Source organism: Parashewanella hymeniacidonis, from assembly GCF_016900895.1.
Taxonomy (GTDB): Bacteria; Pseudomonadota; Gammaproteobacteria; order Enterobacterales; family Shewanellaceae; genus Parashewanella; species Parashewanella hymeniacidonis.
This window is the reverse complement of the sequence record NZ_JAFEUN010000140.1, coordinates 1-8,643: the sequence shown is the minus strand read 5'-3', so window position 1 is coordinate 8,643 and position 8,643 is coordinate 1. Positions and strand designations below refer to the sequence as shown.

At 42.1% G+C, this 8,643-nt stretch carries 9 protein-coding genes and 2 tRNA genes; 10 read left to right on the top strand and 1 reads right to left on the bottom strand.

The genetic code is table 11. From position 1 onward, the window contains the following. Window positions 1–150, bottom strand: a 150-nt coding sequence (locus JQC92_RS23320) for a transposase (protein WP_205001221.1), incomplete at its 3' end; no start/stop codon positions are given. Between the two features lie 169 nt (window positions 151–319). Here JQC92_RS23320 and JQC92_RS19550 point away from each other — a divergent pair. From JQC92_RS19550 to truB, 10 genes are all read left to right on the top strand, one after another. Continuing rightward, on the top strand, window positions 320–487 hold the full coding sequence (locus JQC92_RS19550) for a hypothetical protein (protein ID WP_205001220.1): 168 nt from the start codon (window positions 320–322) through the stop codon (window positions 485–487). A 285-nt stretch (window positions 488–772) separates the two neighbouring features. Next, complete coding sequence (gene tpiA / locus JQC92_RS19545) at window positions 773–1,555, top strand: triose-phosphate isomerase (RefSeq protein ID WP_205001219.1); 783 nt, start codon at window positions 773–775, stop codon at window positions 1,553–1,555. After that, a complete protein-coding gene (gene secG / locus JQC92_RS19540) occupies window positions 1,555–1,908 on the top strand; it encodes a preprotein translocase subunit SecG (protein WP_205001218.1) in 354 nt (117 codons plus the stop codon). Before tpiA ends, secG begins: the two co-directional genes overlap by 1 nt. 25 nt (window positions 1,909–1,933) lie before the next feature. Continuing rightward, window positions 1,934–2,019, top strand: a tRNA-Leu gene (locus JQC92_RS19535). Between the two features lie 82 nt (window positions 2,020–2,101). Next, window positions 2,102–2,178: transfer RNA gene (locus JQC92_RS19530), tRNA-Met, on the top strand. A gap of 191 nt (window positions 2,179–2,369) precedes the next feature. Beyond that, window positions 2,370–2,825 (top strand): ribosome maturation factor RimP, encoded by a 456-nt coding sequence (gene rimP / locus JQC92_RS19525; protein WP_205001217.1) that lies wholly within the window; start codon window positions 2,370–2,372, stop codon window positions 2,823–2,825. 27 nt (window positions 2,826–2,852) lie between these two features. After that, the gene (nusA, locus tag JQC92_RS19520) at window positions 2,853–4,358 is read left to right on the top strand and encodes a transcription termination factor NusA (protein ID WP_129945368.1); all 1,506 of its coding nucleotides are present in this window, start codon (window positions 2,853–2,855) and stop codon (window positions 4,356–4,358) included. A gap of 26 nt (window positions 4,359–4,384) precedes the next feature. Further along, a complete protein-coding gene (gene infB, locus JQC92_RS19515; RefSeq protein WP_205001216.1) occupies window positions 4,385–7,048 on the top strand; it encodes a translation initiation factor IF-2 in 2,664 nt (887 codons plus the stop codon). A gap of 58 nt (window positions 7,049–7,106) precedes the next feature. After that, window positions 7,107–7,505 carry a 30S ribosome-binding factor RbfA gene (gene rbfA, locus JQC92_RS19510; protein WP_205001215.1) on the top strand — a complete coding sequence of 133 codons (399 nt, stop codon included), beginning with the start codon at window positions 7,107–7,109 and terminating at the stop codon, window positions 7,503–7,505. Then, on the top strand, window positions 7,505–8,452 hold the full coding sequence (gene truB, locus JQC92_RS19505) for a tRNA pseudouridine(55) synthase TruB (RefSeq protein ID WP_205001214.1): 948 nt from the start codon (window positions 7,505–7,507) through the stop codon (window positions 8,450–8,452). Before rbfA ends, truB begins: the two co-directional genes overlap by 1 nt. Window positions 8,453–8,643 lie beyond the last annotated feature (191 nt).

Here is an 8,643-nt window from a genome sequence, read left to right as displayed (position 1 = left end):
ACAATCTTTTTGAGTAATATCATGACCATTCTTTTTAATGGTTTTAGAGTCACAGTGTGGACAAGTAACGCCTTCTTTCCACCTCAATTGACGAACCCTTTCGTAGCATTTCTTGTTGCTAATTAGGTTAACTATACTGAGAATTTCCATTTTGAAAAGTATCTCAAAGGCAAACACTCAAGCAAGTTTATCAGAGCAGTTTGAATTACGATATGAGCCTTTTTAAATATGTTGTGTTAGTTGGTTTTCCATTGGAATATGAATAGAGCTCAAGCATTGAGCTCTATTCATTTAGGTAAATAATGGTTATTTGCAATACATGCTGGCATCCACACCTGAAATATTACCCAGACGCGCTATTGCAGCAGTTACTTTCATAGGCAAATCGCCAGCTCTTAGGTTGGCTAATTCGTTGAAAGTGTATTTCCCTCCTCAAAACCTTGACGGTGACACACAAGAGCTAACCATTGCTCAGCTGAATGACTAAACAAAGATCAACAGCCCCTAGTTTTTGAGAAGATTGCAGTGACATCAAATAATTTTGATTTAATATCGAGTTGTGCATTAAAAAATGATTAATAGTTACTTGGTAAACAAAGTGAAAAGTTCCAATAGGTAATTTTCGAGTCAATTCGCTGTCAAAGACATTAAAAAGTCAGCTTATTGACTGAAAAGTAGCCGACGAAACATCGCTTTATAAAAATTAACACTCGAACTATTGTAACTTTTACATTGGTTCGCTATTATTCAGCCCGCTTTAAAGGAGACAGCAATGGCACTCAGACGACCTATGATTGCTGGCAACTGGAAAATGAATGGATCTTCAGCTTTGGCTGTAGAGTTATTTAAGAAATTTGCCGCAAAGCTACAAAATGATTCCGCAGAAGTGGTTCTTTGTCCGCCAACAATTTATCTTGAAAATGTTAGGCAACAGCTTGAAGCAAATAAAAATGCATTGAATGGTTCATTAGTTCGTATGGGCGCTCAAAACGTCAGTCAGCACGACTTTGGTGCATACACTGGTGAAGTTTCAGCTAAAATGCTGAAAGATGCTGGTTGTAATTATGTTATCATCGGTCACTCTGAACGACGCCGTATGTACGGTGAAACAAGTGATATTGTTGCTGAGAAATTTGCTGCCGCACAGCAGAGTGGTTTAACACCAATTCTATGCGTAGGTGAATCAGGACCAGCTCGTGAAGCTCGTCGAACCTTTGAAGTGATTGCTGAAGAATTAGATGTAGTTATCGAAAAAAATGGTACTATGGCTTTCGATAATGCAATTATTGCCTACGAACCTTTATGGGCAGTAGGTACTGGTAAAAGTGCTACGCCAGAGCAAGCTCAAGAAGTGCATGCTTTTATTCGTAAGCGTTTATCAGAAGTTTCACCATTTATCGGTGAAAACGTAAGAATTTTATATGGTGGTAGTGTTACCCCTAGTAATGCCGCAGATTTGTTCGCTCAGCCAGATGTCGATGGTGGGTTGATTGGCGGGGCAAGCTTGAACTCTACCGAATTTTTGAGTTTATGTAGCATAGCGATGAGTGCGTAATGTACGAAGTATTAATAGTAATTTATTTGTTAGTTGCCATTGGCTTGATTGGTCTAATCTTAATCCAACAAGGTAAAGGTGCTGACATGGGAGCATCTTTCGGTGCAGGCGCATCGGGAACTCTATTTGGCTCAAGTGGTGCAGGTAATGCATTAACAAGAGCGACAGCAATTTTAGCGATTCTTTTCTTCATCGTAAGTTTGATGATCGGTCGCATGAGTGCTAACCACGCTTCAGATGATAAAGCATGGGAAAATTTAGGCACTCCAGCTGCTACTGAGCAGCAACCAGCCGATGCAGCAAAAACTGCACCAGCGAAAAAAGAATCTACAGAAGATAAAATTCCTGATTAATTAGGATTTATCGAAAAGCTTTAATGCCGAGGTGGTGGAATTGGTAGACACGCCATCTTGAGGGGGTGGTGGCCTATGGCCGTGCGGGTTCAAGTCCCGCTCTCGGCACCAAAGTTTAACTGAGTTTTCTACGAAATAAGTAGGCTTAGTTATTGCAAGTAAAGGTGATAATCAATATACTTGCAGCAGTTGACGCGGGGTGGAGCAGTTTGGTAGCTCGTCGGGCTCATAACCCGAAGGTCGTCGGTTCAAATCCGGCCCCCGCAACCAGCTCCCTACAATGACAGTTAATTTAACGAGAGCGTTAAGTCATTGTAGTTACAGGTTCTTATAATGATAACCTCGTGGAATACGGGGTTTTTTGTTATTTGGGGGGATGCTCCTAAACCTGAAAATTATCACATGAAGTGATGTTGTAATGGGGCTATATGCCCTTTTTTGTTTTTTATGGGGGTGTCGTTTTGGCAAGATTAGAATCCAAACTGACAGACATGCTTACTGCACCAGTTGAAGCGTTAGGCTATAAACTGTGGGGTATTGATTATGTTCAAGCAGGTAAACATTCTACGGTTAGGGTATACATTGACAGTGATAACGGCATTTCAATTGATGATTGTGCAGAAGCCAGTCGTCAAATCAGTGCGGTAATGGATGTAGAAGATCCTATCGTAAACGAATATACCTTAGAGGTATCTTCACCGGGCGTTGACAGACCATTATTTACTGTCGAACAGTACGGGATGTACATCGGTGAAGAAGTAAAAATTTTATTGAATATGCCAGTTAATGGCAGTCGTAAATTAAAAGGCGCCGTAACTAAAGTAGAAGGACAAATGCTTTCACTTCAGGTTGATGGCAATGACACGCTAGTTGCTTTGGATAATATCCGTAAAGGCAATCTAATAGCGAAGTTTTGATAGTTTCAAGGTGAACGAGGCAAGACGATGAATAAAGAGATCCTGCTAGTTGCGGAAGCGGTATCGAATGAGAAAGCGGTACCACGCGAAAAGATTTTTGAAGCGCTGGAGATTGCGCTTGCGACAGCAACAAAGAAAAAATACGAAGGCGACATCGAAGTACGTGTTGAGATTGATCGTAAAACCGGTCATTACGATACTTTTCGTCGTTGGTTAATTGTAAACCCTGAAGCGGGTGAACTATTAGAAAACCCATACGCTGAGATCACTCTAGAAGCTGCGCAGTTTGAAGAGCCGGAATTGAATGAAGGTGATTACGTAGAAGAGCAAATTGACTCAGTTCAATTTGACCGTATTACGACACAAACGGCTAAGCAAGTTATTGTACAAAAAGTTCGTGAAGCAGAGCGTGCACAAGTGGTTGAACAATTCGCAAGCAAAGAAGGCGAGTTAATTACTGGTGTCGTTAAGAAGAGTAACCGTGACACAGTCGTTATTGATTTAGGTAACAACGCTGACGGTGTGCTTTTTAAAGATGACATCATTGCGCGTGAAACTTTCCGTCCTGGCGACCGTGTTCGCTCACTGCTTTATTCTGTTCGTCCTGAAGCACGTGGTGCACAACTTTTCTTAACTCGCACAAAACCAGACATGCTGATTGAGCTGTTTCGAGTAGAAGTACCGGAAATTGCTGATGAGATGATTGAAATCATGGGTGCTTCACGTGATCCAGGTTCTCGTGCAAAGATTGCAGTTAAGTCAAACGACAGACGTATTGACCCAATTGGTGCTTGTGTGGGCATGCGCGGTGCACGTGTTCAAGCAGTATCTAATGAATTAAATGGTGAGCGCGTCGATATCGTACTATGGGACGATAACCCAGCTCAGTTTGTTATCAATGCTATGGCACCAGCTGATGTTGCATCTATCATTGTTGATGAAGACTCAAACTCAATGGATATTGCTGTTGAAGAAGGTGCTTTGGCTCAAGCGATTGGTCGCAATGGTCAAAACGTTCGCCTAGCTACTCAACTTACAGGTTGGGAGCTTAACGTGATGACAGTTGACGAAATGAACGAGAAACACAGAGCTGAAAGTGCGAAAATAACAACGTTATTTGTGAATTCATTAGACGTTGATGAAGATTTTGCCCAAGTACTTGCAGATGAAGGCTTCACTTCTCTGGAAGAAATTGCTTATGTGCCGGTTACAGAGTTGCTTGATATTGATGGTTTCGATGAAGATGTTGTTGAAGCATTGCGTGAACGTGCGAAATCAGCAATTTCAACTGCAGCATTAGCTTCTGAAGAAGCATTAGATGGTGCAGAACCGAATGCAGACTTACTGGCGCTTGAAGGACTAGAAAAGCACCTTGCTTACGTATTTGCAAGTAAAGGCGTGATTACACTAGAAGATTTAGCCGAACAAGGCATAGATGATTTGATCGAAATTGAAGAATTGACAGAAGAAAGAGCTGGTGAGCTGATTATGGCTGCCCGCAACATCTGTTGGTTTGGCGATGAAGCAGAATAAGTCGATCAACAGGGGGAGTTTAACTGATGTCAGAAACAACAGTAGAAAAACTGGCTGCAGAAGTACGAAATGACAAGAACGTTGATCGTTTAATTGAGCAATTCGCACAAGCTGGTATAAAAAAAGGCACTAATGATTCTGTAACGGAAGACGAAAAGAATCAATTGCTTGATTTTCTAAAGAAACAACATGGCGGAGATGCTAAACCTCAGAAAATGACTTTACAGCGCAAGCAAAAGTCAACGTTGAGTGTTTCAAGTAGCTCTGGTCAATCTAAAGACGTACAAGTTGAAGTACGTAAGAAGCGTACTTTTGTTAAGCGTGATCCTGCTGAGTTAGAACAACAAGCGGAAGAAGAAGCTAAAGCAAAAGCACAAGCGGACATTGAAGCAAAAGCAAAGGCAGAGGCTGAAGCCAAAGCTAAAGCTAAAGCAGAAGCTGACGCTAAATCGAAAGTCGAAGCTGAAGCAAAAGCTAAAGCAGAAGCCAAGGCGAAAGCTGAAGCAGAAGCAAAGACTAAAGCAGTAGAAGTAGAAGCGAAACAAGATCCTAAAGAAGTGGAAGTAGCAAAACAAGAAGCTGAGCGCTTAAGAACTGCTCAAGAACAAGCTGAGAAACAAAAGCGTGAAGAAGAGGCTGCAAAAGCCGCTGATGAAGCACGCCGCTTAGCTGAAGAAAATGCAAAGCGTTGGGAAGAAGAAGAAGCCAAACGCAAAGAAGCTGAAAAAACAGCTGACCACCATATCACGACATCTCAAGCGGCTCGTGCTGCTGAAGATAAGTCAGATGCTGAAGAAGAGCGTCGTGGCCGTCGTCGTAACAAGAAAACAAAAGGTGGCGGTCGTGACCGTAACCGTAATAACCGCAACAACCGCAACAATAAATCAGTTGCACCAGAGTCAATGGCTCATGGCTTCAATAAGCCAGTTGCAGCGGTAAACCGTGACGTTAAGATCGGTGAAACAGTTACTGTTTCTGAATTAGCACAAAAAATGGCAATCAAAGCGACTGAAATCATCAAACAAATGATGAAAATGGGCAGCATGGTTACCATAAACCAAGTACTTGACCAAGAAACAGCACAAATGGTTGCTGAAGAAATGGGTCATAAAGTAGTGCTAACTCGAGAAAACGAGCTTGAGCATCAAGTACTTTCAGATCGTGGTGAAGATGAGAAAGCTGAGCCGCGTGCTCCTGTTGTAACTATTATGGGTCACGTTGACCATGGTAAGACTTCATTACTCGATTACATCCGTCGTGCAAAAGTTGCTTCTGGCGAAGCCGGTGGTATTACTCAGCACATCGGTGCATACCATGTAGAAACTGAAAACGGCATGGTGACGTTCCTAGATACTCCTGGTCACGCTGCGTTTACTTCAATGCGTGCTCGTGGTGCAAAAGCGACTGATATCGTTATTCTAGTTGTTGCCGCTGATGATGGTGTAATGCCACAGACAATTGAAGCGATTCAACATGCTAAAGCGGCTGATGTACCTTTGATTGTTGCAGTGAACAAAGTTGATAAGCCTGAAGCTGACTTTGAGCGTGTAAGAAGTGAACTTTCTCAACATGGCGTAATGTCAGAAGATTGGGGTGGAGAGCACATGTTCGTTAACGTATCTGCGAAAGTAGGTACGGGTATTGACGAATTATTAGAAGGCATTCTACTTCAATCAGAAGTTCTTGAGCTTAAAGCGATTCGCGAAGGCATGGCATCTGGCGTGGTTGTTGAATCTAAGCTTGATAAAGGTCGTGGCCCTGTTGCTACTGTACTGGTTCAAGAAGGTACTTTACGCCAAGGTGATATCGTTCTGTGTGGTCTTGAATACGGTAAGATCCGTGCGATGAAAGACGAGAACGGTCATCCAATTACTGAAGCAGGCCCTTCAATCCCAGTAGAGATTTTAGGTCTTTCTGGTGTACCACAAGCGGGTGATGAAGCGACAGTTGTTAAAGACGAGCGTAAAGCACGTGAAGTTGCATTGTACCGTCAAGGCAAATTCCGTGATGTGAAACTTGCACGTCAGCAAAAAGCGAAACTTGAAAACATGTTTGCTAACATGACTGAAGGTGAAGTTGCTGAGCTTAACATTATCCTTAAAGCAGACGTTCAAGGTTCACTTGAAGCGATTTGTGATTCATTGATTAAGCTTTCAACTGATGAAGTTAAAGTGAACATCATTGGTCGTGGTGTTGGTGCATTAACTGAAACTGATGCAACACTAGCAGCAGCGTCTAACGCTATTATGGTTGGCTTTAACGTTCGTGCAGATGCACAGGCTCGTAAGACAATCGAAGCTGAAAGTGTCGATTTGCGTTACTACAGCATCATCTATAACTTAATTGATGAAGTTAAGTCTGCGATGAGTGGTATGCTTGCACCTGAGTTCAGACAAGAAATTATTGGTCTTGCTGAAGTTCGTGATGTATTTAAATCGCCAAAACTTGGTGCCATTGCTGGTTGTATGGTTACAGAAGGTAACATCAAACGTAGCGCTCCAATCCGTGTACTTCGTGAAAACGTTGTTATTTACGAAGGTGAACTTGAATCTCTACGTCGCTTTAAAGATGACGTACAAGACGTTCGTAATGGAATGGAATGTGGTATCGGTGTTAAGAACTACAACGACGTAAGAGTCGGAGACCAAATCGAAGTCTTCGAAACTGTCGAAGTGGCAAGAACACTTTAAGTTGTGTTTTTAAAAAGGCGGCAATAGCCGCCTTTTTTTGTTTATTTGAGTAAAGAAAATGGCTAAAGAATTCAGTCGTACCCGTCGCATTGGTCAACAACTTCAACAGGAGTTGGCGATGGTGATACAGCGAGACATGAAAGATCCTCGCATTGGTATGGTGACAGTTAATGATGTTGATGTGTCACGTGACCTTAGTTTTGCAAAAGTATATGTAACTTTCTTTGATGAAAACCCTGAGCAAATTCAAGAAAAGCTTGCTGCTTTAACAAAGGCCTCTGGTTACATTCGTAGTCTAGTCGCAGGACGTATGAAATTACGTGTGATGCCTGAATTAAAGTTTGAGTATGATAGCTCTTTAGTAGAAGGCATGCGTATGTCTACTTTAGTGACTGAAGTCGTTATTAAAGACCAAGAAAAAGCAAAATCAAGCGATCGTGATGAGGAGACGGCTTAATGGCTCGTCGCTCTAAAAAAGGTCGGCTAGTAAACGGTATTGTTTTATTAGATAAAAACACAGGCATGAGTTCTAACTTTGCCTTGCAACGTGTAAAACGGTTGTTCAATGCACAAAAAGCAGGGCATACGGGAGCGCTTGATCCGTTGGCAACAGGCATGTTGCCAATTTGCCTAGGTGAAGCGACCAAGTTTTCACAACATTTATTGGACTCAGATAAGCGCTATTTGGTTACCGCTAAACTGGGTGTACGTACAGACACCAGTGATTCTGACGGTGAAGTTGTTGAAACAAAGCCCGTAGAGTTTACTCAAGAGCAGTTAGATGCAGGTCTAGAACAATTCCGTGGTGACATTAAACAAGTGCCAACCATGTTCTCTGCACTAAAATATCAAGGTCAGCCGTTATATAAGTATGCACGTGAAGGCATTACGGTTCCTCGTGAAGCTCGTCCTATTACCGTTTTTGATCTGACATTCATTAAGCTTGAAGGCGATGAGCTTACGTTAGACATTCATTGCTCTAAGGGTACGTATATTCGCACGATCATTGATGATCTTGGTGAATTACTTGGCTGTGGTGCTCATGTAATCATGTTACGTCGTACTCATGTTGCGGATTATCCATACGAGCGCATTGTTACGTTAGAACAGTTGCAAGAAATGGAAGAAGGTACAGAACCTGAAGACGATCATCGCTTTGTTGAACTCGATAAACACTTGTTGCCAATGGACAGTGCTGTTGCACGTTATCCAGAAGTGAATTTGCCTATTACTTTGCTTGAGGCTTTAATGCAAGGCCAAGCAGTACCAGCTGCTGATTTGCAACCTGATCAATTAGTGAGAATTACGCTAGGCGAGAATAAGTTGTTTGTTGGAGTAGGCGAGATGAACCAGAAAGGTTTGTTGCAACCGAAACGTTTGGTTGTGTTGTCAGAAGGGAAGTAGGTATCACTTAAGCACAAGTGAGTGTTGCTTTTTTTTGTTGTCGTTTCAGCATGTTATGGACTGGATGCGTAACTACTCAATAAGTTGTGGTAGTTCGAGATCCTTGCAACACCAAATCCCCCAGTAAAGGGATGGTATTTTTAAGAGAAAGCCTGTCATTTAAAAACGCCCAAAATGACAAATTTTGTTTT